The following is a 23,254-nucleotide window of genomic DNA, read 5'->3' on the forward strand; positions in this document are numbered from 1 at the left end:
TCGATCGATCTCCCCGAGTGGTCGGTCTCCGACCGCCTCGAATCATTCGACCCGATATCCGTCCGAGTCGCCCCCCGGCTGGGAACCGTCTGACCGGCCGCCGCCGTCACCGACGCCCGACGACTCCGCACAGGGAGTACACGCGCCGACCGCCTCGTTCCAGTGGTCGCGGCAGACCTGTCGTCCGCAGTACCGGCAGCCGTGTCGTGCCGGGGCGTTCTCACATATCTGACAGAGTCCGGTGACGCTCATGGTCGATCGTCGCCCGGGTCGCTTATGACGATTCGGGCGGGATCGATGCGTATGCGCCAGTTCGTCGTCGTCGGCCACGACGTCCCCACCGACCCGGACGCGATCTCCCTTTCGGACATACCCGGCGCGGGCCGGCTCGACCTGCTGTGTCGATGCGTATCGACCGGCGTCTTCCTCTCACACGGGATCCGTGAGGACGCCAGGGTCCACCTCGTCTGTGCCGACGAACTCACCGTCACGTTCGACGCCGGGACTCTCCGACACCTTCACCCCGACGAGCGGAACGTCGCCGCTCGGGTCCGCGACGCGCTGGCCGCCCGCGAGGACGCGATCGGCCACATGCCGGCGGACGTCTCTCCCGGCGTGGAGCTGCGTCGCATGGGACTCTCGGCGACGCTCGATCGACTCGCAGCCGAGGGAACGCTGGTTCAGCTTCATGAGGAGGGGGCACCGCTCGTCGACGCCTCGCCGCCGGAGAATCCGACGTTCGTCCTCTCCGACCACCACGACTTCACGGAGACGGAGTCGTCGCTCCTCGCGGAGGCGTGTGATCGGCGGCTCCGCGTCGGCCCCGAGCGGCTCCACGCCGATCACACCGTCTCGGTCGTTCACAACTGGCTGGACACGGATGGGTACACGTCGTATTGACCCTCGAGCGTGATTCGCGTCATACCCCGTTTTCGGAAGGATTAAAAGAACGAACGGCCTCCGTTGGGATGCGGGCCGGTGGGGTAGCTTGGTATCCTTCGGCCTTCGGGTGGCCGTAACCACGATTCAAATTCGTGCCGGCCCATTTTCACCCCACTTCGTAACGGCAAGCGCTAGCGAGGAGTCCGTAGCGGGCGTGAAACCGTCGCCGAGTGAACTCCAATCAGAGAGCAACTCCTCGATCTGCGACCGTGATTCGGTATTCTTTCCGGCCCGGTCAAAAGCGATCGTACGGCCGCAGACGACGGCGACCAACGCACGGATCGAGGCAGCGAGAACGTCGAGCGGTCGGGCGGCGAGAACGACGCGAGGATAGTCGATCGCCTTCGAGGTGTATCGCTTGAGCGGTTCCGCCGAGTGAATTGATACTGCCGACGAAAGCACATCTAGTTATATTGTCACAGAGCGTGACGGGAGTCGATTACCGACAAACCTCAAGTCAGTCTGTCGATTTCGTCGGATTGATGGGGTATTTCGGGGATGAAACGACTCGGACGCGGCTCGACTTCACTCGTGGAGAGTTCACTGGCGCGATAGGGGATTCGGTTACGGTCATTCCCTTGATAGTCGCGCTGGCACTGTTGACGGAGGTGTCGCTTCCGCACGTGCTTGTCGGCTTCGGCGTCTTCCAGATCGTCTGGGGGGTCGCCTACGGGCTTCCGATCTCGGTGGAGCCGATGAAGGCGCTCGCGGCGCTGGCCATCGCCGGGGTGCTCACCTACGCCGAGTTGGCTCTCGCCGGGCTCTCGTTGGCCGTCGTCCTGCTCACGATCGGCCTCTCGGGAACGCTCGCGGCTGTGGAGCGCTGGATCGGTGACCCGGTCATTCGCGGGATCCAGTTCGCCGTCGGGCTGATCCTGCTCGAAACGGGGGTCCGGCTCGGACTCGAGGACCCGATGTTCGGGGCCGCGGGGATCGCGATCGCGGGCATCGCCGTCGCCGTCGGACGGCGAGAGGCCGGCGGACTCGTCGTCGTGGTCGCCTGCGTCGCGATCGCGGCGTGGACCGCCGGGGTGCCGACGCCGACGCTTCCGGGCGCACCGCCGGTTCCGGACCTCGCGTCCGCGATCGGCTGGAACGCGGCGGAAGGGGCGTTCGCCCAGCTCGCGATGACGGTCGGCAACGCCGCGCTCGCGACCTCTCTGATCTTCGCCGACCGATTCGACGCGGAGGTTTCCGCGGACGACCTCTCGACGAGCATGGGCGTGACGAACTTGCTCGCCGTCCCCATGGGCGCGATCCCGATGTGTCACGGCTGTGACGGCGTCGCCGGAAAACACGCCTTCGGCGCGCGGACCGGCGGGGCGAACGTCCTGATCGGCCTCGGCTACCTCGGAGCCGCGCTCGTCGTGACTCCAGCGCTGCTCGCGGCCTTTCCGCTCTCGATGGTCGGGTCGGTGCTCGCGGTGGTCGCGGTGTCGCTCGGCCGGGCCGTCGAGGAGTCCTCGAACCTCGCGCTGTCGGTCGGGATCGGCGTCCTCGCGCTGGCTACGAACCTCGGAATCGCGTTCCTCGTCGGGATCGCAGCCGATCTCGCGGTAGAACGGACGAGGCGATGAATCGACCTCGGCTCCGTGTCGGCCGCTCGGGAACGTCGATCGCGCGGGCAGCGTCGGTGCGCGTGCCGACCGCCTCAGACGCCGTCCGCGATCCGGCGTGCGACGCGGTCGCGGTCCTCCCGGAGCCGGTCGACGACGGTCGCGATGGACGCCAACACCGGGTGGTCCGGCCCGTCCATCGGAGCATAGAGGTACTCGTAGAATCCGGTCTCGACGTCGCCGGCGACCCGTTCCGGAGACATCGGCGGGTCCCGGAGCGTCGACTGTCGATCGATCGCGACGGCGTTACACTCCGATTCGAGGTCACCGAGCCGCTCCCAGACGTCGATCGAGGCGTCGACCCGTCGGCCGTGGGGGATGCCGTCGAGGTGCTGGTTCAACCGGCTTCGGCGGCGATCGACTCCCGAGAGCGTCGCGCCGGCGTCGTCGAGCGCGTCGAGTTCGACGTCGATGGCGTCGGCGAGCGATCGCCTCGCGGCCGCCGCCCGACGGCTCCGGTCGACGAACGCCGACTGTAACGCCGGCGAGAGCGTCCCGTTCGACGCCAGCGACACGGTCGTGTCCGGGCCCAGCTCCGCCGCGAGGCTCTCGGCGACGCTCTCGTCGTACTCCTCCGTGTAATGGGGTAACGACATCACGGTGTCTCGGTACGTATCGAGGACGCGCCTGAGGCGAAGGTCGCCGACCGCGCGCCCGCTTCCCGCCCGGTGCGTACCGATCAGTTGGCTGGTGGCGGCCGCGGACGGCTTCGTCGGCTCCGTCGTCTCCGTCGGAGACGGATCGAGCGCCGCGATGCGGTCGGCGAACTCCTCGAACGCGTCGTGTTCGTCGGTGACGCGGCGGCGCTCGCGACGACAGGCCGTCTCCGCGTCGCGGACGTACGCGAACGTGACGAGCGCGAGCAGCCCCGCGACCGCGACGGTGGTGACGACGCCGGGTTCGGCCGCCGCGGCCGACAGCTCACACGAGAGGCTCGTACATTCGGGTTCCAGGGCGGGCTCGCTCGGGATCCTGAAGGCGACGTCGCCGCCCCGGTTCACGCTCATAATTTCGTTAACACATCGCACATTCAAAACCGTTTTGGGAGGTGTCACGCGGTGAACATCGGGTCCCGGTTCCGGAACCGAAGCGACTCTTCGTCCGGGACGCGCGGACTGGCGGCGACACCGATTTGATCCCCCGCACCGAACAGTCGGGCGTGACAACCCAGACTCCGGGCGTCCACCACGTGACGGGGATCGTCGGCGACGCGCAGGCGAGCGTCGACTTCTACGCGGGGGCGCTCGGACTCCGGCTGCTCCGGACGACGGTGAACTACGAGGACCGCCTCCAACATCACCTCTACTTCGGGACGGACGACGGCCGTCCCGGCTCGGTCCTCACCGTCTTTCCCGACCCGACGGGCGCGCCGGGGCGACCCGGCAAGCCGGGCTACGAGTCGGTCTCGCTCGCCGTCCCGCGCGACTCGCTCGAGTACTGGCACGATCGGCTGACCGACCGCGGGGTCGACGTCGAGCGGATCCGCCCCGACGAGCGGTTCGGCGACCGCGGATTCAGCCTATCCGATCCCGCCGGGACCGCGATCGAACTCGTCGCGACCGACGACCCCTCCGAGCCGTGGTCCGAGGGATCGGTCCCCGAATCGGCGGCGATCCGGGGACTGTACGGCGCGACCGCGACGCCGACGGATCCGTACGGTGCCGCGAGTGTCCTCGAAACGCTCGGTTTCGAGTACGAGGCCGAGACCGGGGACCGCATCCGGTACCGCGCGCCGGGCGAACGGGCGACCGCGATCGACCTCCTCGACCGGGACGCGCCCTACCTCCGCGAGGGTCCCGGGACGCTCCACCACGTCGCCGTGCGGCTCCCCGACCGCGAGGCGCTCCTCGGCTGGCACGACCTGTTCCGCGAGCGGGGGTACGAGGTCTCTCGCGTGAAGGACCGGCACTTCTTCCACTCGCTGTACGTCCGCGGCCCCGGCGGGCTCCTCGTGGAGCTCGCGACCGAGGCACCGACTCCGGACGGTCCACGGGGACCGGGACTCGACGACCCCGACACGTCCGGCCACGCGACCGATCTGTATCTCCCGGACCGGTTCGCCGAGGACCGGAGCCTGATCGAGGGGCAGCTGCCGCGGATCGAGCCGCCGAGTCGCCGATGACGCGTCGACTTCGCGACGTCGAAGGCCCGCACGCCGACGCCCGGCTCGTCGTCGGGGGCGCGCCCGCCGCGGCCGCCGAGGTCGCGGTCGTCCTCCTCCACGGCCGCGGGGGGACCGCCGAGGGGATCGTGCGACTCGCGGACGAGTTCTACCGGCCGGGCGTGACCCTGCTCGCGCCCGCGGCCCGCCGGTCGACCTGGTTCCCGGCGGGCCACGACGCGCCGATAGCCGACAACGAGCCCGCGCTGTCCTCGGCGGTCGACTGCGTCGCCGGCGCGGTCGCGGCCGCTGGCGACGTGGGGCTCCCCCCGACTCGGACGCTCCTCGTCGGGGTCTCACAGGGCGGGTGCGTCCTCGCGGAGTTCCTGTGTCGTCGCCCGCGACGGTTCGGCGGGGCGGTCGTCGCCTCGGCGGTGCTACCGGGCGAGGACCTCGAAACGCGGAAAGTCGCGGGCGTCGACGGCGATCGCGACTCCCTCACCCCGCTCGACGAAACGCCGGTGTTACTCGACTCAAGCGGGGCGGACCCGCACGTCCCGGCGGATCGGGTGCGCGAGACGGGTCGGGTCCTCGAAGGGGGCGGCGCGACCGTCGACGTCCGGATCGATCCCGGCTCGGGTCACGGGCTCTCGGACGCGACGATCGGGCGGATCCGCGACCGGATCGACGCGCTCACTCCCTGACGCCGTCGTCGGTGATCACGGTGTCGATCATTCCGACGGGGGTCGCGTCGTAGCTCGGGTTCTCGATCGTCACGTCCTCGACCGGCTCGCGCATCACCTCCACGGCGTCGCGGAACTCGTTCTCGAACCGGAACTCCTCGATGGTCTTCGCCCCGGATCCGACCGCGGTGACGGGGACGCCGAGTTCGCGGGCGGTGACGACGAGCGGGAAGGTCCCGACTCGGTTGTAGTAGGTGCCGCCGGTGATACACGTGATCCCGAGCAGGACGCGGTCGCAGTCGCGGAGCGCGTACCCCATCGCCCCGTCGACGACCATCCGCGTGTCGACGCGGTCCATGCCGGCGAGCGCGCGCGCCGTCTTCCGGCCGAGCGTCCGCGGGCGCGCCTCGGTAACGTACACGGTCAGGTGCGCGCCGTCGCTCGCGGCAGTCTCGATGGACTCGAGGACGGTCGTGGAGTAGTCGTGGACCAGCAGGGTGTCGCCGTCGACGATCCGCTCGGCGGCGTTGGCCGCGGCGGCCGCCTTCGAGGTCTCGACGTCCGCGACGACGCGGTCGATCACGTCCTCTAAGAGCTGTTTGGCCCCCTCGACCGTCGTCGGCTCGCCGACGATCGACCGCTCGACCTCGCGCATCGCGTTGTGGAGCGCGGCGTGTGAGGGGTTCGACCGGCGCAACACGCCCGCGTTGTGCTCGAGGTCGCGTTCGAACTCGTCGACGGTGACGTACTCGCGGTCGAGCAGCTCCGCGAGCGACTCCGTCGCCTTCACGGCCACCGCGGAGGTGCTGTGGGTCCGCATCGCCCGGATCTCGGCGACCGTCTCGTCGATCATGTCCGGAGAGTCGACGCCGCGGTTAAAAGGGGTTGCGGGGTTTCGTTCCCCCGCCAGTAGGCTTATATCGGTGAGCGAACGTGTGGTATACGAGATGAGCGAGAGCGACGGATCCGACGGGTACGAGCGTCTCTTCGCCGATCCCGTCCGAGAAACGATGGATGGTGCCACCTACGGAACGTGGCGAGCGATCACGGCCCCGGACGCGGTGTCGCTCGCGTTCGGGTTCCCGTATCCCGACGCGTTACCGAACGGGAAGATCAACGAGGCGGTCGACACGCTGCTGGAGGCCGACCACGAGGACGCGCTCCAGTACGCCGGCGGCGACTACGCCGACGCGATCACGGAGACCGTGGTCGAACGGACGAGGGCCCGCGGGATCGAGTGTACCGAGGCGGAGGTCCACGTGACGAACGGCGCGACGCACGCGCTCGACACGGTCGCACAGAGCTTCCTCGATCCCGACGACACCATCGCCGTCGAGGCGCCGAGCTACATGGGCGCGCTGCGGCTGTTCCGTAACTACGGCGTCGACATCGAGGGGTACGCCATGGACGAGAACGGCCTCGACGTCGAGGCGTTCGCCGCGGATCTGGCGGCCCGCGAGGAGGCCGGCGACGCGCTGCCGAAGTTCCTGTACACGGTCCCCGACTTCCAGAACCCGACCGGCGTGACGCTGTCGGTCGACCGCCGGAAGCGGCTCCTCGAGCTGGCGGAGACGTACGACTTCCTGATCGTCGAGGACGACCCGTACGGGCAGCTCCGATACGACGGCACCACGCCGGAGCCGATCAAGTCGCTCGATACGGACGGCCGCGTCGTTCGCGTCGACACGTTCTCGAAGACGATCGCGCCCGGGATCCGGACGGGGTGGGTCGTCGCCGACGAGGCGATCGTCCGGGAGCTCGACCGGATCAACGCGGGCGGCGAGAACGTGTTCACGCTCGGGCTCATCGCCCGCTACTGCGAGGCGACCGACTTCGAGGGCGACCTCGACGGTCTGCGCGCCGGCTACCGGGAGCGCCGGGATCGGATGCTCGAGTCGCTCGAGGAACGGATGCCGGCGGAAGCGGACTGGAGTGAACCCGAGGGCGGCTTCTTCGTCTGGGTCGAGTTCCCCGAGGGGATCGACGCCGAGGACCTGCTCGAGACGGCGGCCGAGGAGGGCGTCACGTACCTCCCCGGGTCGTACTTCTTCCACGACGAGCGGGGGAGCCGGCACGCGCGGCTCTCCTTCAGCTACGTCACCCCCGAGGAGATCGACGAGGGGATCGCGGCGCTCGCGCGGGCGACGCGCGCGGAACTGCCGGCGGTCGAGGCGTCCGACGACTGAGTTTTCCGCTTTTTGGCCGCCGACGGGTGTTTATCGGCTCCGCTCGTACCCGACGTATGGGCTATCCCGTCACCTACCACTGCCCGCGCTGTGAGACGATCGTCGAGATCGACCGCGAGGGGTACCTCGCGGACAAGGCGGTGCGGCCGTACCCCTTCGAGGGCTGGACGTACGCCGACCCCGACGAGCCGTTCGAGGGCGACGCCGCCGACGGGGTTCGGTTCGTCTGCGGCGAGAGCGACGGGGTCGTCTGGGACCCGCACGGGGACGGGGTCGGTGACACGAGCGGAGACGGAAGCGGCGACGACCCGTCGCCGGCGGCCGACGGCTGCGGCGAGCCCTTCTACCTCTCGTTCGTCCGCTACGAGGAGGGGAGGGAGATCGACCCCCGCGCCGAAAGCGAGTTCGTGACGATCGACCCGAGCTGGAGACTCTCCGGGCCGGCGGGGCCGGGCGGTCCCGACGGGTTCCGTTGACGGAACTCGGGGCTCCTCCCGGTACGTCAGACTTCCTCGAAGTCCTCGAGGACGATGGCGATCGCGTCCTTGGACGGGAGGTCCCGAACGCTGTAGCCGCGTGGATGTCGGAGGTCGTGTGGGTACTCTCTCGGCTGCGGGACGTCGTACTTCTCGGTTCCGTCGAAGCCCTCGAGGAACTCGAGAGTGACCATCGGTTCGACGAACGCCAGCCGCGACCCCTCCTCGTCGCCGACGAACCCCTGGATGAGCGTGTTGCTGAATCCGTCGGGATCGCCCACGTCGTCGGGGCCGTCCGGGAGTTCGGGGGCATCAGACGGCGCAGTGTGTTCGCCCATGTCACGGATGTACCGCTGGTCGACGACGGGATCCGGGGCGCGTTCGTACCCCTCCGGGAGTTGATCGAAATCGAAGTTCGTCTCGGTGACTTTGCCCTCGTCGTCCGGTCCCGGTCCCGACGTGTACTCGTCGTTGCCGGTGTCGTACGGCGGGAGCCCCGGTCCCTCGATGGCGTCGACCGTCGCCGGGTCGAGCATGTGGAAGTGGACGTCGAAGTGGGGTTTCAACCACGCGCCCTTGCCGCCGAAGTGGCCGCCCGGGTTCCAGTTGAGTCCGAGGAAGGTGAACGGCGTCTCCGCCGCGTCCGGAAACGGCACGAAGAACTGGAGCGACTCCTTGAAGTGGACGGTCGCCGCCTGACCGTCCTCTCGGTACTTGTCCGTCTCCGCCCGGTTGTCGGCGTCCGCGAGGTCGTCCGCTTCCGGGAGACCGTCGAACGCGTCGCGGTCGAACTCGACGCCGTGGTACTTCGGTTCGCCGGACGACGTCTCGCTGGTGAACGTTCGCACTCGGCCGTCCCCGAGATTCACGGCCCGTCCGTACTCGGTGATCCCGTCGGGCGGGAACCCGCCCGAACCGTCGTTCCCGTCCTCGTTACTCCTCCCCTTACCCCTTCCCTTGCCGTTGCCCTGTCCCGCCGCCCCGGTGACGCCGATGCCGCCGAGAAGCGCGCTTCCCGTGACGGCGGACCCGAGAAGCGTCCGCCGGTCGGGTGTGAAGCGACGCCCGTCAATCGAGTCGTTCTCTCCGTTTGCCCCGTCGAGCGCAGGATCGGATCGGTCCGACATACGGGACACGTCATTAATTTCGAAAATGAAATAATAACTGGATTATTATTTTCTATAAACCATAAAATAATGTCATTATGTGTACGGGATATACGAACGATTCCCGTCGTGGACCCGTCGGTGCGGATCCCGGGGTGACCCGCCCCGATCCCGCGGCCGCGACCGGCAAACCCCTTAGGTGGGGACACGAAAGGGGCCGTATGGAGAGCATCAACCGGACCGCGATCGAGCTCGTCGACGAGGCGCTCGACTTCGCGGGCGAGCTTGACGTGGCGGGGTACGAGTTGGAGAACGGGGCGACGGTTGTCGACTTCGGCGTCGACGCCAACGGCGGTGTCGAGGCCGGCCTGCTTTTAGCCGAGATCCAGACCGCCGGGCTGGCGAGCGTGAACACCCGGATGGGCGAGGTCGCCGGCGCGCCCCGCGGGTACGTCGAGCTGTCGACGGATCACCCCGCGGTCGCGCTGTTGTGCTCGCAGAAAGCGGGCTGGGAGCTGGCGTTCGAGAGCGGGTTCGAGGGGCTCGGATCCGGGCCCGCACGCGCGCTCGTCGGCCAGGAGACGGAGTTCGAGCGCGTGGGCTACTACGACTCCTCGGAGTTCGCCACCCTCGCGATCGAGTCCACGTCGCTTCCCGACGAGGAGGTCGCCGAGCACGTCGCCGACCTCGCCGAGGTCGATCCCGAGGGCGTCTTCCTCCCGACGTACGCCACCGGCTCCACCGCGGGATCCGTCTCGACCGCCGCGCGCGCGGCGGAACTCGCGGTCTTCCGCCTGCTCGAGATCGGCTACGAGCCGACCGACGTGCTCTACGCGTCCGGGAGCGCGCCGATCGCGCCCGTCACCCGCGACGAGGACCGCGCGATGGGCCGGACGAACGACGCGTTGGCGTACGGCGGGAAAGTCCACCTCCAAGTCGCGCGCGACGACGACCGGTTCGACGAGATCGTCTCCACCGTGCGCGACGACTACGGAACCCCCTTCCTGGAGGTGTTCGAGGACGCCGACTGGGACTTCTACGAGGTTCCCGAAAGCGTGTTCGCGCCGGCGGAGGTCACCGTCGACGTGGTCGACGGTCCCGTCTACACCGTGGGCGAGACCGACGAGGCGCTGCTCGCGGAGTCGTTCGGCTACCGCTGATGCGTATCAAGCCGGTCCCCGAACCGCCCGCGGACCTCGCGACGCTCGCCGAGTTCCAGCGGGCGGTCCCGCTCGTGCCGGGCAGCACCGACGACTGCTGTGCGCGGCTGCGCGACCGCCGCGACCTCCCGAGCCGCCAGCGCGCGAACGATTGGCTCGCGTTCCTCCGGACGCTCGAGCTCGCACGCGAGACGCCGCGGGGGTTCGTCCGAACCGACACGGAGCCGACGCCGGAGTCGGTGCGGAACGGGCTTCGCGATGGGGTCCTGTTCGTCCCCGAGGCGCTCTCGCTGTTGCGGGCGGCGTCGCCGGCGGAGCCGGTGACCGCGGAGACGCTCTTTTCGGCGACTCGGGAGTCGGTCCCGCGACACGACCGCGCGCGCGACGCCGACTGGGAGCGGTCCTGGCGTAACCGCGCAGACCGCCTCCTCCGATGGCTCGCGCTCGTCGATCTGGCCGCGCTGATCGAGCGCGACGAGGGCCTCGACGGCGAGTGCGCTCCAGACGACCCCGGGCGAGGATACGTCGCCGGCGACGCCCTCTCGGGCGCGTAACAAGCCTTTTGCCCGGAGCCGGAGACGGAGTCGTATGGGACGATTCCACGGGCGGCGATCGCGGGAGACGGTGTCCTACGAGCCCGCGAGCGTCAAAGAGCTCCTCGTGGAGATGAAGGACACCGCGGAGCTCCTCATCGACTTGTCGTACTCGGCGGTGCTTCACGCCAGCCCCTCGGTCGCACGCGAGGTCGTCGAACTCGAACACCGGATGGACGTCCTCCAGATGCGCGCCCGGATGAGCCTCATGCTCGCGGCGCGAAACCCCAACGAGGCGGAGACGCTCGCACCCGTGCTCGGCGTCGTCGCCGCCGCGGACAAGGTGTCCGGAGCCGCCGGCGACATCGCGAAGATCGTGATCGAGGAGATCGGGCTTCCGGAGGCGATGCGCGGCGCGCTCACCGAGGGCGTCGAGACGCTCGTCCGCGGCACCGTCGCCGACGAGTCGACCTACAGCGGTCGAACGCTTCGGGACGTCGATCTCGAATCCGAGACGGGCGTCCGGGTGATCGCCATCCATCGCGGAGACGACTGGATCCTCAACCCCGGCCCGACGACCCGACTGAAACGCGGCGACGTGACGCTGCTTCGGGGGCCGGAGGGCGGCGTCGCGGAGGTACATCCGACGCTGACGGGCGAGCCGTTCGAACTCGACGACGCGCCGGAGCCCGCGATCGACGACCTCGAGCGCGCGGTCGATTCGATCGTGTTGATGAAGAACCTCTCCGAACTCGCCGTCGATCTGGCCTACGGCTCCGTGCTCTTCGACAACGAGGAGCTCGCCGAGGAGGTGAGTAACCTCGAGATCGAAGTCGACGCGCTCCAGTCGCGGTTCGAGGCGTGGACCCTGCGAGCGGCCAAGGAGGCGGAGGACCCGGTTTCGCTTCGGGGGCTCATCCACCTCGGGGTCGCGACCGAGGAGATCTCGGACGCCGCCCTCCAGATCACCGAGGGCGTGATACGCGACATCGGCGTCCACCCCGTCGTCGAGATGGCCGTCAAGGAGTCCGACGAGATCATCACCCGAACCCGGGTCGGTCGCGGCAGCGAACTCGCCGGAACTCGGATCGAAGCCGGCGTCCCGGCGACCGAGATCGCCACGAGCGTGCTCGCCATCCGCCGCCCCGACGAGGGGTGGCTCGTCGGCCCCGACCTCGACACCACGATCCGCGCCGGCGACGCGATCATCTCGAAGGGGACGCGGACCTCCGCCGCGGAGTTCGCGGCCCTGGCGACGTGACCCCGACGACCCGCCCCGTCCGACGCTACTACGAGGCGATAGACGCCGGCGAGTACGACCGGCTCGCGGCCCTCCTCGACCCGAGCTTCGTCCACCGCCGACCCGACCGCACGCTCGAGGGACGCGACCGGTTCGTCGCGTTCATGCGGGACGAGCGACCGATGACCGACACCGAACACGTCGTCGACGCGGTGTACGAGTCGGATCCCGACGGCGACGACCCGCCGAATCCCGCCGGCCCTACGGGCGTGGCGGTCCAGGGACGGCTCCTCGACGCGGACGGCGACGAGCTGTTCGCGTTCGTCGACGTCTTCGACGTCGAGGACGGTCGGCTGACCGCGCTGCGGACGTACGTCCGGACGGACGGGTAGTCCCCGAACTCTCGTCGACCGCGGCGCGGTTGCCTACTTCTCGTCGACGTGGCGCACCTCGCTGGCGACGCCGCGGGTCGACTCGACCATCTCCGGGCCGGACATCTCCGCGCGGCCGACCGCGAACGCCCTCGGCCCCTCGATCACGACCTCGTCGCCGACGCGGATCCCGTCGTCGGCGTCGACGACGCCCGGCGCGAGCACGGAGCCGTGCGGGACGAAGGAGTCGATCTCGACGCGCTTCGTCGGCGCGTCGCTCTCGACCCACCGGCGCGCGCCTTCGAGCGTGAACGAAAGGGTGCCGTACTGCGGAACCATGGTCGCGAGCTGTGCGCCCGGCTCGCCCTCGCGGCCGGCGTCGGGGTCGTCGCCCCACACCTGGAGCTTGGGGTAGCGGCCCGTAGTGCGGATCGCGTCGCCGGCGTCGTCGCTCCCGTCACCGTCGCCGGGGCCGCCGAACAGGTCGTCGCCCGCGCCGTCGCCGAGGAGGTAGTCGGCGATCGCCTTCACCGTGTTGTGCTCGCGCTCGCGCTTGCTGTATGCGGGCTCGCCGTCGAGCGCGGCGTTCAACTCCCCCAGCGACTCGTCGGTCGTCGGGTGGTCGACGCAGGTGTACTCGAAGGGAACGTCGATCTCGGGATCGGCTTCGACGCGCTCGCACACCTCGCGGTAGCCGTGTTCCGGGACGTGCGCGATCACGCGGGAGTACTCGTTCCGAGTCAGATACCGGCGGAGCACCTCGGCGACGAACCCGATCTCGTCCTCGCTCCAGTCGCCGGTCACGACGGAGTCGTAGTGTTGGGCGGGGTAGGTCGTCTCCAGTTCCTGGGGCACCACGCCGATAGGCGAGGTCATCGAGACCGTGTGGCCGCGCCACTTCACCGCGTCGTGGAACTGGCGGTGGCTCTGGGAGTCGCTGTACGGCTTCGTCGCCGAACAGGGGACCAACACCAGCGGCTGGTCGGAAAACCGGTTCCGGTAGCGGCTCGTGACGCGGTCGGCGAACCGGCGAATCTCGACGCGGTCGAGGGTCTCGCTCGTCGCGGCCGTCACCTCGGCGTCGCGCATCAGCGGCGTCCGCTCCTCGAGGTACCCCCACTGGTCGTCGAACTCGCGGAACGCGGCGGTGAGCCACTGCTCGTGGCGCGCCTGTCCCTCGATGTAGTCCCGCAGCCTCCCGGCCCGGATCCGCTCGCGGACGCGACGGAGCTCGGCCTCCAATGCGTTCACGTTGTGTGCGGCGCAGTCGGTGCAGGTGAACTCTTCGCGGGGCGTCGCGCAGGCCGGACACGCGCACGGTAACTCCTCGAGGTCCTCGAGGAAGTGCTCGGCGTCGGCGGTGAGGTACATCCCTTGCGTCCCCTTCGTCCGCGCGAGCGAGGCGTCGACGAGGTCGACGCCGGCGTACGCGAGGAGGGCGACGTTCAGCGGCGTGGCGACGCCCGAGAGCAGGAGCGCGGTGTCGGCCGGCAGCGCCGCCTTCGCCGAGAGGATCGCGTCGCGGAACGCCTCGCCGTGGCCGACGAATCCGGAGGCGTCCGCGAGAACGTAGGCGTCGGCACCGACGTCGCGGGGGGCCTCGCTGTCGACGACCGCGGCGGTCGGCGCGTCGATCGCGGGGTGATCCACCCGGAACGACTCGCGCACCTCCTCGCGGGTCCCCGCCGGGAACGACCGATGCGGTAGGACGGTGAGGGCCGCCTCGTCGCCCTCGGGTACTTCGTGGTCGGCGGTCCAGAGGCTCCCCGCGTCGGCGAGGAACGGGTCCGCGAGCGCCGGCGTGGTCACCGGGTCGGCGAGCCGAAGCTCCCCGATCCGGGCCGCGCCGTCGCGCTCGTGGACCTCGAAGTGGTCGGTCATACGTCCCCTCGCCGGGGGACGCTCAACTCTCTTGTGTTCCGAGTTCCGTCGCGTTCCGCGCTCGGCGATCAGTACCCGCGCGTGATGAGGTAGTCCGCGAGATCCTCGAGCAGCGCCCGAGAGTCGCTCTCGGGAAGCACCTGGAGGTGCTCCTTCGAGCGAGCGGTGAGGTCCGCAGCGGTCTCGCGGGCGTACGCGATCGAGCCGGCCTCCTCGAGGACGGCCACCGCCTCGTCGACCTCCTCCTCCGTCACCTCGGCGGGCGTCTCGGCGTCGACGAGGCCGTCGACGTCGACGCCCTCCTGACGGGCGTGAAGCGTGATCAGCGTCTCCTTCCCCTCGACGAGGTCGGACCCGCGCTGTTTGCCGAGCTCCTCGGAGGGGACGGTGAGATCGAGCACGTCGTCCTGGATCTGGAAGGCCCGACCGGAGTCGATCCCGTACTGATACAGGGCGTCCGACGTCTCGTCGTCGGCACCGAGCAGGACCGCCGCGGTCGAGGCCGCGGCCCCGTACAGCACGGCGGTCTTCAACTCGACCATCTCGAGGTACTCCTCGGGAAGGATGTCGTCGCGGGACTCGAAGGCGACGTCGAGCGCCTGGCCCTCACAGATCTGCGTACACGTCGACGCGAGAAGCCGCATCGCCTCCAGGCCGTCGGCCGGGTCCGCCCCGGTCTCGCTCATGATCTCGAACGCCTTCGAGTACAGCGTGTCGCCGGCGAGGATCGCCGTCGACACGTCGTACTTCTCGTGGACGGCGGGCACGCCGCGCCGGAGGTCGTCCTCGTCCATGATGTCGTCGTGGATCAGCGTGAACGACTGGATCACCTCGATCGCGACGGCCGCTCGCATGACGTCGACGGGCTCGCCGTCGAGCGCGTCGAACTCTCGGAAGTCGGCGCTCATCGGCGCGATTCCGGCGACGGCTTCGGCCGCCAGCGTCGTGACCGTCGGTCGGAGCCGCTTGCCGCCCGCCTCGAGGATGTACCGGGACGCCTCGTAGAGCCGTTCCGGGCGCTGTACGGGTAACTCCTCGTCGATAGCGGCGTTGACCAGGTCGCGCCGCTCGCGGATGGCGTCGAGCACCCGCGCCTCCGTCGTCTCGGTCGTCATTCGACTATCTGGACGGTGTTGCCGTTCTGCGTGACGTGGAGGTCACGACCGAGCTTGTACCCCTGCGACTTCGCGAGCCCGACGTACGGCGAGAACCCCTTCAGGTCCTGGTGGCCCGGGATGACGTGTTGGGGCTGAAGCGTGTCCAGCATCTCGAAGTGCCCCTCCTCGCGGAGGTGGCCGGAGACGTGGATGTCGTCGAAGATGCGGGCGCCCTGCATCCGGAGCAACTGCTCGGACTGGTACCGCTGGCCCTCGTTGGTCGGCTCGGGGATGATCCCCGCGCTGAAGACGACCTTGTCGCCGTTCTCCAGCTCGTAGGGCGTCTCGCCGCGACCCATCCGGGTCAACATCGCGCGCGGCTCGCCCTGGTGGCCCGTCACGATGGGGAGGAAGTTGCCCTTCCCCTCCTTCATGATCCGCTTGAACGCGCGGTCGACGGACTTCCGGTGACCGTACATCCCGACGTCGCCCTGGAAGTCGACGAAGTCGAGTCGCTCCGCAGTGCCGGAGTACTTCTCCATCGAGCGGCCGAGCAGCACGGGCTGGCGGCCGATCTCGCGGGCGAACTCCACGAGCGACTTCACGCGGGCGATGTGCGAGGAGAACGTCGTGGCGACGATCCCGCCGGAGTAGTCCTCGATCGAGTTGAGGGTGTCGTGGAGGTGCTTGCGAGCGACCGACTCGGAGGGCGTCCGGCCCTTCCGACCCGCGTTCGTACAGTCCTCGATGTAACAGAGGACGCCCTCGTCCTGCCGGCCGATCTCCGCGAACCGGTCCATGTCGATCGGGTCGCCGATGACCGGCGTGTGGTCCATCCGCTTGTCGAGCCCGTAGACGATCGCGCCCTCGGGCGTGTGGAGGACGGGGTTGATCGCGTCGATGATCGAGTGGGTGACGTTGACGAACTCCATCTCGACCTGCTCGGAGTCGCCGATGGCCATCGTGCCGCCGGCCTCCATCTTCACGAGGTCGTTGTCGACCTGGAACTTGCCCTCGTCGGAGATCTGCTGTTTGACTAACTCGATCGTGTACGGGGAGGCGACGACCGGCGCGTCGTACCGGTGGGCGAGCTTCGGGATCGCCGCGATGTGGTCGAGATGACCGTGCGTCGGCACGATCGCCTGGACGTCGCCCTCCAGGTCGCTCATGATCCGGTCGTCCGGGATCGCTCCCATGTCGATCAGATCGAGGCTGTGCATCTTCTCGGTCTCCACGTTGTCGTGGATGAGGACCTTACTGAGGTTCAGGCCCATGTCGAAGATGACGATGTCCTCGCCCGCACGGACCGCCGTCATCTGTCGACCGACCTCTTCGTATCCGCCGATTGTCGCGATTTCGATTTCCATGGTGTGTGTCTTCGAGCGCCGTCTTCCGACGCTCTGTCACTGATTCCCCGCAAAGGAGCCGTCAGCCCCGGCGTCTAACCGCGTGTCGGTGAAGGCCCCGCTACGGCCGAGCCGGCGTCGGCTCACCGTGTCCCGCGGGAGTGTGGTGTTCGCCGATACACCGTGACGTGTTAAAAACGTCCGGGTTCGACGGCGCGGCGAGGCAACGGCGACGCCGGGAGCGTGGGAGAGAACTCCTCGCATTCGGTCGAAGCGCCCGTCTCCCGGTATTTTTAATAGCGCGACGGGAGGCGGTAGGGACAATGAGTGGACGACCCCTCGACGTGCTCGAAGCGTCGCTCGAGGACCCCGTGACGGTACACCTCAAGGACGGCACGACCTACTACGGCGTCCTGGCCGGCTACGACCAGCACATGAACGTCGTCATCGAACCCGAGTCGGGCGTGAACGACCGCGTCGACGACGATCTCGACGGCGAGTTCGCCGTCGCGATCGAAGACACAACGATTATACGCGGCGATAACGTCGTTTCCATCAAAGCATGACCGGCTCCGGTACGCCCTCTCAAGGGAAGAAGAACAAGACGGTTCACGTGAAGTGCCGCCGCTGTGGCGAGAAGTCCTACCACCTCACGAAGGAGCGGTGCTCCTCGTGCGGCTTCGGGAAGTCCGCGAAGCGCCGCGACTACGCCTGGCAGTCGAAGGCCGGCGACAACTGAGGTCTCGCGGTTTCTCCGTATCGTTCCGGATCCCGCCAGCCGCGGCTCTCCCTCGAAACGCTTCCGTATGTCGTCACGGATCACCCACCGATCCCGCCGCGAGCCCAACGGTTAACGACGGGAACCTCCGATCCGGGACATGGACCTCTCGATCGTCGATCTCTCGCCGATTCCCGAGGTCGGAACCGCGGCCGACGCCTACGCCAACACCGTCGAGGCCGCGAAGCGGGCTGAACGGCTCGGATACTCGCGGTTTTGGGTTGCCGAGCACCACGGAATGGGCGGGCGACTCGCGGGAACGACCCCGGAGGTGCTCCTCGGACGGCTCGCGGCCGCCACGGACTCGATCCGGATCGGGTCGGGCGCCGTCCTCCTCAATCACTACAGCCCGTTCAAGGTCGCCGAGGTCTTCGGCGCGCTCGACGGGCTCGCGCCGGGGCGGATCGACGCCGGCCTGGGCCGCGCCAACGGGTCGCCCGCGGCCGATCGCGCGCTCGGCACGGACCGACGGGTGGCGGATCCCGACGGGGACCACACGGAGAAGATCCGCGCGGTGATCAACCACCTGTACGACGCCTTCCCCGAAGATCACGCGTACGCCGACCTCGAGATCCCCCGGTCCGGGGCGGCTCCGCCGGTCCCCTGGGTGCTCGGGTCGAGCCCGTCGAGCGCGGAGATCGCGGGGAAACTCGGCGCGCGGTACTGCTTCGCGGCGTTCATCCGGCCCGGCCACGCCGAGGCCGCCTTCGAGACGTACCGCGAGCACTTCGAACCCTCCGAAGTGACCGACGGCCCCGACGAACCGCACGGAACCCTCGCGGTCAACGCGGTCGCCGCCGAGAACGACGCGGCCGCGGCCCGGCGGCGCGCGCCCGCGGAGGCGACCTACAGGCGGATGCGACGCGGCGTGATCGGATCGACACCCTCGGTCGAGGAGGCGATCGGCGAACTGGGCGGCGTCCTCGACCCGACCCCCGCGACGCTCGACCCCGACGAGTGGCCGCGGGCGATCTCCGGCGGTCCCGAGACGATCGACGGCCTCCTCTCCCAGCTTGCCGACCGCGTCGGCGTCGACGAGGTGATGATCCAACACGTCGTCCCCGACCACGAGGACGCGCTGCGGTCACACGAACTGCTGGCGGAGGCGGTGGGGATCGACGGGTAGGACACCGGGCGGCGTTCGCTCGACTCGTCGACGGCGATGGTCGGTCGCTCGTACTCGCCGACCGCGACGACCCTCGCTCACCCGCCTTCGGGCGGATTCACGAAGAGTCCCTCCAGCATCAGCGGGGCACAGGCGGCCGCGGCGATCGCGGTGGCGGCGGGCCGGCCGTCGAACGCCAGCGCGCCGGCGCCGTAGCCGGCGAGGAACAGAAGCGGCATACAGGCGAGGATCAGGTCGGCCCGCGAGAACCCGTCGGGAAGCCCAGCGAAGCGGTCCTCGACCCTCCGGGTCACTCCATGTACCCCAGCTCCCGGAGCTTCCGGGCGATCTGTTTCGCCTCTGCCTCGCCGATCTCGTCGTCCGATTCCATCTCCCGGACGACGACGTGTTTCACGAACTCCTTGACCGAGCCGAACGGTTCCTCCTCGATGTACTCCTCGACGTCCGCGACGAACTCCTTTCGCAACGAGATCGTCGTGTACTCGCTCATGTGGGAGGGACCGCCGTCTCGCCACTAAAATCTAATTACATCTAATTACGGCCCTCTCCAAGTCACTCGATCCGCTCGCGGGCGGCGGCGACGAGGAGCGGCAGGATCACGGTCGCGTCGCCGTAGACGGAGGCGTTCCGGGCGTCCGTTTCCAGTTTTCCCCACGAGCGCGCCTCCTCCAAGGTCGCTCCCGACAGCCCGCCGGTCGCCGCCGGGTCCATCGTGACCTGGACCGCGTAGTCGTACGCTCGCGGGGTGACGAGCATCGTCTGAAGCGTGAAGTTCTTCGGGACGCCGCCGCCGACGAGCAGACAGCCCGCGTCGTCGGCGTCGAACGCGAGGTCGGTCAGGTCGGTCATGTCCGCCAACGCGTCGAGCGTGAAGTCGGCCGTCTGTCCGTACATCCACGCCTGAAGTCCCAACACGGAGTCTTGGACCGCCGGGCAGTAGACGGGCACGTCCGACTCGTAGGCCGCGGCGGCGACACCCGCGTCCTCGGCGACGTCCTCGCGAGCGTTCACCTCGGCGTTCGCCCGGCCGAGTTCGGTACAGAGGTCCGCGATCGACACCGACCCCTCGCCGTCGAGCGCAGGGAACACCTCCTCGCGGAGGTGGCCCTCGAACTCGGCGAAGTGTTCCTGGGGTAAGTAGACGTTGTAGATGCGGTCGACGCCCTCCTCGCGCAAGGTCTCGTCGTGTTCACGCTCCGTCTTCTCGGGGTCGTGCGTGCGGCCGTGGTGGTGTTTCCCGCCGATCGCCTCGATCGCGTCGTGGGTGAGGTTCGCGCCCGTCGTCACCAGCGCGTCGACGTAGCCGTCGCGGATCAGCTCCGAGACGATCCCGCGCATCCCCGCGGGGACCATCGCGCCCGCGAGCGAGAGGAAGACCGTACAGTCGTCGTTCCCGAACATCTCCGCGAGCACGTCGCCCGCCTCGTGGACGTCCGCCGCGCCGATCCCCGCCTCGCCGTACGTCTCGAGGAGCTCCCCGACGGTCATCCCCGCGCCGACGCGCGCGTGCCCGACCGGGTCGTCGTCGAACTCCTCGCGGTGAGGGTGGCCGCCGGCGTCCTCCTCGTGACCGTCCGCGTCCGCCTCGTGTTCGTCGCTCATGTCCGCCACTGCGACGCGCGACCGTTTGAAACGACCGATCGGTCCGCCGACGAGCGCGTCCTCGATGCTCCGTTATCCGTCTGAGATCGCCCTACCCGCCGCTTACCGGCGGGAACAGCGCGAGCTCGTCGCCGGCCTCGAGGACCGTCTCCATCCCCTCCTCGTGGTGGACGTTGCTCCCGTTGCGGAGCACGTTGATGTGATCCGCCACCTCGCCGTCCTCGAGCACGCGGTCGCGAAGGTCCGGATGCGCCTCGAGCAGGGCCTCGAACGCGTCTCCGACCGTGTCGCCCGGTTCGGCGTTCACCGCAACGACGCGGTCGCCGGCGATCTCCGCGAGGTCCGCGAACAGCTTCCACTCCATACGCGATCCCCGGGGGGCGGCGTCATTAGCGTTGTGTCACGTCACCGCCCGGCGATCCGCTCTCGGCGTCCGTCGCGTCGTCGACGTTCGCCGAGTCGTCGGCGCCGATCGCGGAGTCCGACCCCGCGTCGTGGGGTTCCTCCCCGCTTCCGCCCTCCTCGACGCGTCTCGCGTCCGCCTCGAACCGCCGGATCGCGTCCGGGCGCCCGACGAGAAACGCCGTGTCGCCGGGCGCGAACGCGTACGCTCGACGCGGGATCGGCTGGACCGATCCGTCGGCGGGTCGGACCGCGGCGACGACCGCGCTCACCTCGCCGACGGTCGTACCGACGAGTTCGCTCTCCGCCTCGACGGTCACCGTCGCCATCGTCTCGTCGGCGTTGCGGAGCAGCGAGGCGAACTCGCGGTCGGCCTGCGGCTCCGCCGGGAGCGTCACCAGCCGGTAGCCGCCCTCGGACGAGAGCGCCTCCGCGTCCGACTCGTCGAGCGCGACCGTGGCGGCGTCGCCGGCGACGCCCCGGAGCTCCCCGGTCGCGACGCGCTCCGGCTCGGGCTCCGCCCGCCAGATCTGGACCATGTCGCCGGCGGTCGCGTTGTTCGGCGGGTCCGCGGAGAGCGCGACCGCGACCCGGCCGGGCGCGAGCGTCGGGCCGAGCCCGGTCACCCGCGAGCCGACCGCGAAGTACTCGAGCGTGCCGTCCTCAGCGACGTCGACGTCGACGTAGCCGACCCCGTAGTCCGTCTTCACCCGCTCGACGAGCCGCTCGCGGAGCTGTTCGACCGTGAGGCCGCGGGCGAATATCAGCGTCCGCTCGGCCATCTCGGCCTTCTTCTCGGGAGTGACCGGCTCGTAGGTGTCCATGTCCTCGATCTCGTCGGTGGCCGGCAGCGTCACGGGCGTCATCCGGCCCACGGTCCTGACGAACCGGCTCATCTCGCCCTCGATGCCCTTCATCCCCGACAGCGCGAAGACGTCGACCGCGAGCCGGTCGCCCCCGTACCTGCCCGCCGGGGAGACGACCGCCGCGAGCGCGAGCGCGGCCACGTTGAAGACGACGGTCTCGACGGTGAGCAGCTCCGCGGTCTCCGTGCTGACGAGCGCGCCGAGCGACGTGGTGTTGAGGTACAGCGCGACGATAGAGACGCCGAGTAAGACCGCGACGCCCTCCGGGATCGCCGCCCGGAAGTACCATCGGTAGACGAGCGCACCCGACGCCGAGGCGACTACGGCGAGGACCGCGAACGTGACGAGCGTGATCGCCGCCGCGCGCGGGTCGCCGAAGTTCACGGCGTTCGCGGCCGCCCTCGCTCCGGCTCCGGAGAGAACGACTGCCGTCACGCCGCCACCTCCCCGAACCGATCGAGGGCGTCGCGGGTGCCGACGACGAACAGCTCGTCGCCCGCCGAGAGCGACTGGCTCCCGCTCGGCGCAACGGTCCACTCAGCGTCGTGTCGCGCCGCGAGCACCGCGACGTCGTACGCCTCCCGGACGCTGATCTCGCCGATGGTGTGACCGTCGAGCGCCCCGCCGGCGACGACGCTCACCTTCCGGAACCGCTTGCCCGCCCGACGAAGCAGCGTCGTCAGCTCGAACTCCCGACGCGTCCCGCGCGAACACACGAGGACCCGCCCGCGACCGGCCCGCAGCAGCGGGCCCGCCTCCGAGCGGTCAACCGCGACGGTCACGCGACCCTCGCCGCCCGTCGTGGTCCTCGCCGTCGGAGTCGGTGCGGGGGCCGGCGTCGCCGCCGGATCGCCGCCGTCGGTTCGGGGGTCACCCGCCCGTCCGTGCTCCGGCTGTGAACCCGCCTCCGGACCGTCGCCGTCAGCCCCGACCGCGCTCGAGACGCCGGGGTCGGCGGCGGAGTTCCCGCCCGACCTCGCCGCCAGGAGCGTTCCCTCGACCGCGAGGTCGGGCGTGAGGACCCTGACGACGTCCCCGCGAGCGAGTCCGGTCGGCACGAGCGCGGGGACCGATACGGCCCGTTTCCCCTTCGGGACGCGCTTGGAGAGCCCGCCCGTCGGCGGGGCCGCCGCCACCGTCGCCCGGGCCTCCTCGTCGATTCGGACGCTCACGTCGACGAGCTCGAGCTCCGTCTTCAGCCGCTCCGCGAACCGTGTCTCCAGCTCCTCGAGCGGCACGTCCGCGGGGAACGTCCACTCGCCCTCGGCGATCGCTCGTCGAGTCTCGGCGGGTAGCGGCGGGTATCCCTCCATGTCGCCGACCTCGCCGGCGACGGTGACGCGCACCTGACCGCGCCCGCCGACGAGCTCGACGACGTCGGTCGAGAGGGTGCGCTCGCGGAGCTTCCGGAAGGAGACGCGTTTGGGAACGTTCGAACCGAGTTTGTCGCCCTGTGCGTGCGCGTACAGCGAGAGCATCAACACGACGAGGATCGCCGTGAGGATCGCCGGCGCGCGGTCGGAGCTGCGGATCGTCTCGTCGTTCAACGCGAGCAGTCCGCCGTTCACGCCCGCGATCGCCAGCGCGAGCGCCACGACCCCGAGTCCGGGGATCGTCACTCCGGTGAAGTACTTGAAGATGAACCCCAACACGCCGGCGATCAGCGCGGGGATGATCCCCGTGAGGACTCCCAAGTAGATGCCGAACAGAATCTCGACGGGCAGAGCCATACCCGGACAATT

26 protein-coding genes and 1 tRNA gene are annotated in these 23,254 nt (G+C 69.4%); 14 read left to right on the forward strand and 13 right to left on the reverse strand.

The genetic code is table 11. The features are described 5' to 3' along the window. Nucleotides 1-42: 42 nt before the first annotated feature. On the reverse strand, nucleotides 43-252 hold the full coding sequence (locus FN829_RS08170) for a hypothetical protein (RefSeq protein WP_142986489.1): 210 nt from the start codon (nucleotides 250-252) through the stop codon (nucleotides 43-45). Between the two features lie 51 nt (nucleotides 253-303). On the opposite strand from FN829_RS08170, the gene trmY reads away from it, so the two are divergent. From trmY to FN829_RS08185, 3 genes are all read left to right on the forward strand, one after another. Further along, nucleotides 304-900: a tRNA (pseudouridine(54)-N(1))-methyltransferase TrmY gene (gene trmY / locus FN829_RS08175; protein WP_142986490.1), complete on the forward strand. Its 597-nt coding sequence runs from the start codon at nucleotides 304-306 to the stop codon at nucleotides 898-900. A gap of 72 nt (nucleotides 901-972) precedes the next feature. After that, nucleotides 973-1,045: transfer RNA gene (locus FN829_RS08180), tRNA-Pro, on the forward strand. A 379-nt stretch (nucleotides 1,046-1,424) separates the two neighbouring features. Beyond that, nucleotides 1,425-2,519, forward strand: coding sequence for a putative sulfate/molybdate transporter (locus FN829_RS08185; RefSeq protein WP_142986491.1), 1,095 nt, complete (start codon nucleotides 1,425-1,427; stop codon nucleotides 2,517-2,519). Between the two features lie 74 nt (nucleotides 2,520-2,593). Here FN829_RS08185 and FN829_RS08190 read toward each other — a convergent pair whose 3' ends face one another. Then, nucleotides 2,594-3,565 carry a DUF7260 family protein gene (locus FN829_RS08190; RefSeq protein WP_142986492.1) on the reverse strand — a complete coding sequence of 324 codons (972 nt, stop codon included), beginning with the start codon at nucleotides 3,563-3,565 and terminating at the stop codon, nucleotides 2,594-2,596. A 152-nt stretch (nucleotides 3,566-3,717) separates the two neighbouring features. On the opposite strand from FN829_RS08190, the gene FN829_RS08195 reads away from it, so the two are divergent. Both FN829_RS08195 and FN829_RS08200 read left to right on the forward strand, forming a co-directional pair. After that, nucleotides 3,718-4,680, forward strand: a complete 963-nt coding sequence (locus FN829_RS08195) for a VOC family protein (protein ID WP_142986493.1) — start codon at nucleotides 3,718-3,720, stop codon at nucleotides 4,678-4,680. Then, nucleotides 4,677-5,363, forward strand: coding sequence for an alpha/beta hydrolase (locus FN829_RS08200; protein WP_142986494.1), 687 nt, complete (start codon nucleotides 4,677-4,679; stop codon nucleotides 5,361-5,363). The genes FN829_RS08195 and FN829_RS08200 overlap by 4 nt, the downstream gene beginning before the upstream one ends. Here the strand turns inward: FN829_RS08200 and FN829_RS08205 are convergent. Further along, nucleotides 5,353-6,195, reverse strand: a complete 843-nt coding sequence (locus FN829_RS08205; RefSeq protein WP_142986495.1) for a translation initiation factor eIF-2B — start codon at nucleotides 6,193-6,195, stop codon at nucleotides 5,353-5,355. The genes FN829_RS08200 and FN829_RS08205 overlap by 11 nt on opposite strands. Nucleotides 6,196-6,289: 94 nt before the next feature. Between FN829_RS08205 and FN829_RS08210 the strand changes: the two genes are divergently transcribed. Then, nucleotides 6,290-7,528 (forward strand): aminotransferase-like domain-containing protein, encoded by a 1,239-nt coding sequence (locus FN829_RS08210; RefSeq protein ID WP_142986496.1) that lies wholly within the window; start codon nucleotides 6,290-6,292, stop codon nucleotides 7,526-7,528. Nucleotides 7,529-7,584: 56 nt separating this feature from the next. Beyond that, nucleotides 7,585-8,004, forward strand: coding sequence for a hypothetical protein (locus FN829_RS08215; protein ID WP_142986497.1), 420 nt, complete (start codon nucleotides 7,585-7,587; stop codon nucleotides 8,002-8,004). Between the two features lie 26 nt (nucleotides 8,005-8,030). Here the strand turns inward: FN829_RS08215 and FN829_RS08220 are convergent, their stop codons facing one another. After that, nucleotides 8,031-9,131 (reverse strand): hypothetical protein, encoded by a 1,101-nt coding sequence (locus FN829_RS08220; protein WP_142986498.1) that lies wholly within the window; start codon nucleotides 9,129-9,131, stop codon nucleotides 8,031-8,033. Nucleotides 9,132-9,331: 200 nt separating this feature from the next. Between FN829_RS08220 and mch the strand changes: the two genes are divergently transcribed. The 4 genes from mch to FN829_RS08240 are packed head-to-tail and all read left to right on the forward strand — an operon-like array spanning nucleotide 9,332 to nucleotide 12,435. Continuing rightward, complete coding sequence (gene mch / locus FN829_RS08225; protein WP_142986499.1) at nucleotides 9,332-10,270, forward strand: methenyltetrahydromethanopterin cyclohydrolase; 939 nt, start codon at nucleotides 9,332-9,334, stop codon at nucleotides 10,268-10,270. Beyond that, nucleotides 10,270-10,824 (forward strand): hypothetical protein, encoded by a 555-nt coding sequence (locus FN829_RS08230; RefSeq protein ID WP_142986500.1) that lies wholly within the window; start codon nucleotides 10,270-10,272, stop codon nucleotides 10,822-10,824. The genes mch and FN829_RS08230 overlap by 1 nt, the downstream gene beginning before the upstream one ends. A 34-nt stretch (nucleotides 10,825-10,858) precedes the next feature. Then, on the forward strand, nucleotides 10,859-12,064 hold the full coding sequence (locus FN829_RS08235; RefSeq protein WP_142986501.1) for a potassium channel family protein: 1,206 nt from the start codon (nucleotides 10,859-10,861) through the stop codon (nucleotides 12,062-12,064). Further along, entirely contained in the window at nucleotides 12,061-12,435 is a 375-nt protein-coding gene (locus tag FN829_RS08240) for a nuclear transport factor 2 family protein (protein WP_142986502.1), read from the forward strand. The genes FN829_RS08235 and FN829_RS08240 overlap by 4 nt, the downstream gene beginning before the upstream one ends. Nucleotides 12,436-12,468: 33 nt before the next feature. On the opposite strand, the gene arcS is transcribed toward FN829_RS08240, so the two are convergent. From arcS to FN829_RS08255, 3 genes are all read right to left on the reverse strand, one after another. Further along, on the reverse strand, nucleotides 12,469-14,295 hold the full coding sequence (gene arcS / locus FN829_RS08245; protein WP_142986503.1) for an archaeosine synthase subunit alpha: 1,827 nt from the start codon (nucleotides 14,293-14,295) through the stop codon (nucleotides 12,469-12,471). A 68-nt stretch (nucleotides 14,296-14,363) separates the two neighbouring features. Then, on the reverse strand, nucleotides 14,364-15,410 hold the full coding sequence (gene idsA3 / locus FN829_RS08250; protein ID WP_142986504.1) for a geranylfarnesyl diphosphate synthase: 1,047 nt from the start codon (nucleotides 15,408-15,410) through the stop codon (nucleotides 14,364-14,366). After that, nucleotides 15,407-16,759 carry a ribonuclease J gene (locus tag FN829_RS08255; RefSeq protein WP_142986505.1) on the reverse strand — a complete coding sequence of 451 codons (1,353 nt, stop codon included), beginning with the start codon at nucleotides 16,757-16,759 and terminating at the stop codon, nucleotides 15,407-15,409. Before FN829_RS08255 ends, idsA3 begins: the two co-directional genes overlap by 4 nt. A gap of 302 nt (nucleotides 16,760-17,061) precedes the next feature. Between FN829_RS08255 and FN829_RS08260 the strand changes: the two genes are divergently transcribed. The 3 genes from FN829_RS08260 (at nucleotide 17,062) to FN829_RS08270 (ending at nucleotide 18,642) form a co-directional block, all read left to right on the forward strand. Next, nucleotides 17,062-17,304 (forward strand): LSM domain-containing protein, encoded by a 243-nt coding sequence (locus FN829_RS08260; protein WP_142986506.1) that lies wholly within the window; start codon nucleotides 17,062-17,064, stop codon nucleotides 17,302-17,304. Beyond that, nucleotides 17,301-17,477, forward strand: a complete 177-nt coding sequence (locus FN829_RS08265) for a 50S ribosomal protein L37e (RefSeq protein WP_080505266.1) — start codon at nucleotides 17,301-17,303, stop codon at nucleotides 17,475-17,477. The genes FN829_RS08260 and FN829_RS08265 overlap by 4 nt, the downstream gene beginning before the upstream one ends. 139 nt (nucleotides 17,478-17,616) lie before the next feature. Continuing rightward, complete coding sequence (locus FN829_RS08270; protein ID WP_142986507.1) at nucleotides 17,617-18,642, forward strand: LLM class flavin-dependent oxidoreductase; 1,026 nt, start codon at nucleotides 17,617-17,619, stop codon at nucleotides 18,640-18,642. Between the two features lie 77 nt (nucleotides 18,643-18,719). Here FN829_RS08270 and FN829_RS08275 read toward each other — a convergent pair whose 3' ends face one another. The 6 genes from FN829_RS08275 to FN829_RS08300 form a co-directional block, all read right to left on the reverse strand. Further along, on the reverse strand, nucleotides 18,720-18,935 hold the full coding sequence (locus FN829_RS08275) for a hypothetical protein (RefSeq protein ID WP_142986508.1): 216 nt from the start codon (nucleotides 18,933-18,935) through the stop codon (nucleotides 18,720-18,722). Next, a complete protein-coding gene (locus FN829_RS08280; protein ID WP_142986509.1) occupies nucleotides 18,932-19,132 on the reverse strand; it encodes a hypothetical protein in 201 nt (66 codons plus the stop codon). Before FN829_RS08280 ends, FN829_RS08275 begins: the two co-directional genes overlap by 4 nt. A 62-nt stretch (nucleotides 19,133-19,194) precedes the next feature. Further along, entirely contained in the window at nucleotides 19,195-20,244 is a 1,050-nt protein-coding gene (locus tag FN829_RS08285; RefSeq protein WP_142986510.1) for a deoxyhypusine synthase, read from the reverse strand. 91 nt (nucleotides 20,245-20,335) lie between these two features. After that, complete coding sequence (locus FN829_RS08290; RefSeq protein WP_142986511.1) at nucleotides 20,336-20,608, reverse strand: ubiquitin-like small modifier protein 1; 273 nt, start codon at nucleotides 20,606-20,608, stop codon at nucleotides 20,336-20,338. Nucleotides 20,609-20,633: 25 nt separating this feature from the next. Further along, the gene (locus FN829_RS08295) at nucleotides 20,634-21,947 is read right to left on the reverse strand and encodes a cation:proton antiporter regulatory subunit (RefSeq protein WP_394348704.1); all 1,314 of its coding nucleotides are present in this window, start codon (nucleotides 21,945-21,947) and stop codon (nucleotides 20,634-20,636) included. After that, nucleotides 21,944-23,242, reverse strand: coding sequence for a potassium channel family protein (locus FN829_RS08300; protein ID WP_142986512.1), 1,299 nt, complete (start codon nucleotides 23,240-23,242; stop codon nucleotides 21,944-21,946). The genes FN829_RS08295 and FN829_RS08300 overlap by 4 nt, the downstream gene beginning before the upstream one ends. Between the last annotated feature and the right edge of the window lie 12 nt (nucleotides 23,243-23,254).

Source organism: Halorubrum cibi, assembly GCF_900182635.1.
GTDB classification, from domain to species: Archaea; Halobacteriota; Halobacteria; order Halobacteriales; family Haloferacaceae; genus Halorubrum; species Halorubrum cibi.

Bases quoted from the DNA above. Each gene is read 5' to 3' on its own strand.
- FN829_RS08220 (WP_142986498.1), bottom strand. From the start codon at position 9,131: ATGTCGGACCGATCCGATCCTGCGCTCGACGGGGCAAACGGAGAGAAC.
- FN829_RS08185 (WP_142986491.1), top strand. From the start codon at position 1,425: ATGGGGTATTTCGGGGATGAAACGACTCGGACGCGGCTCGACTTCACT.
- mch (WP_142986499.1), top strand. From the start codon at position 9,332: ATGGAGAGCATCAACCGGACCGCGATCGAGCTCGTCGACGAGGCGCTC.
- FN829_RS08260 (WP_142986506.1), top strand. From the start codon at position 17,062: ATGAGTGGACGACCCCTCGACGTGCTCGAAGCGTCGCTCGAGGACCCC.
- FN829_RS08255 (WP_142986505.1), bottom strand. From the start codon at position 16,759: ATGGAAATCGAAATCGCGACAATCGGCGGATACGAAGAGGTCGGTCGA.
- FN829_RS08210 (WP_142986496.1), top strand. From the start codon at position 6,290: ATGAGCGAGAGCGACGGATCCGACGGGTACGAGCGTCTCTTCGCCGAT.
- FN829_RS08170 (WP_142986489.1), bottom strand. From the start codon at position 252: ATGAGCGTCACCGGACTCTGTCAGATATGTGAGAACGCCCCGGCACGA.
- FN829_RS08300 (WP_142986512.1), bottom strand. From the start codon at position 23,242: ATGGCTCTGCCCGTCGAGATTCTGTTCGGCATCTACTTGGGAGTCCTC.
- FN829_RS08290 (WP_142986511.1), bottom strand. From the start codon at position 20,608: ATGGAGTGGAAGCTGTTCGCGGACCTCGCGGAGATCGCCGGCGACCGC.
- FN829_RS08200 (WP_142986494.1), top strand. From the start codon at position 4,677: ATGACGCGTCGACTTCGCGACGTCGAAGGCCCGCACGCCGACGCCCGG.
- FN829_RS08215 (WP_142986497.1), top strand. From the start codon at position 7,585: ATGGGCTATCCCGTCACCTACCACTGCCCGCGCTGTGAGACGATCGTC.
- FN829_RS08230 (WP_142986500.1), top strand. From the start codon at position 10,270: ATGCGTATCAAGCCGGTCCCCGAACCGCCCGCGGACCTCGCGACGCTC.
- arcS (WP_142986503.1), bottom strand. From the start codon at position 14,295: ATGACCGACCACTTCGAGGTCCACGAGCGCGACGGCGCGGCCCGGATC.
- trmY (WP_142986490.1), top strand. From the start codon at position 304: ATGCGCCAGTTCGTCGTCGTCGGCCACGACGTCCCCACCGACCCGGAC.
- FN829_RS08205 (WP_142986495.1), bottom strand. From the start codon at position 6,195: ATGATCGACGAGACGGTCGCCGAGATCCGGGCGATGCGGACCCACAGC.
- FN829_RS08285 (WP_142986510.1), bottom strand. From the start codon at position 20,244: ATGAGCGACGAACACGAGGCGGACGCGGACGGTCACGAGGAGGACGCC.
- idsA3 (WP_142986504.1), bottom strand. From the start codon at position 15,410: ATGACGACCGAGACGACGGAGGCGCGGGTGCTCGACGCCATCCGCGAG.
- FN829_RS08190 (WP_142986492.1), bottom strand. From the start codon at position 3,565: ATGAGCGTGAACCGGGGCGGCGACGTCGCCTTCAGGATCCCGAGCGAG.
- FN829_RS08280 (WP_142986509.1), bottom strand. From the start codon at position 19,132: ATGAGCGAGTACACGACGATCTCGTTGCGAAAGGAGTTCGTCGCGGAC.
- FN829_RS08265 (WP_080505266.1), top strand. From the start codon at position 17,301: ATGACCGGCTCCGGTACGCCCTCTCAAGGGAAGAAGAACAAGACGGTT.
- FN829_RS08235 (WP_142986501.1), top strand. From the start codon at position 10,859: ATGGGACGATTCCACGGGCGGCGATCGCGGGAGACGGTGTCCTACGAG.
- FN829_RS08270 (WP_142986507.1), top strand. From the start codon at position 17,617: ATGGACCTCTCGATCGTCGATCTCTCGCCGATTCCCGAGGTCGGAACC.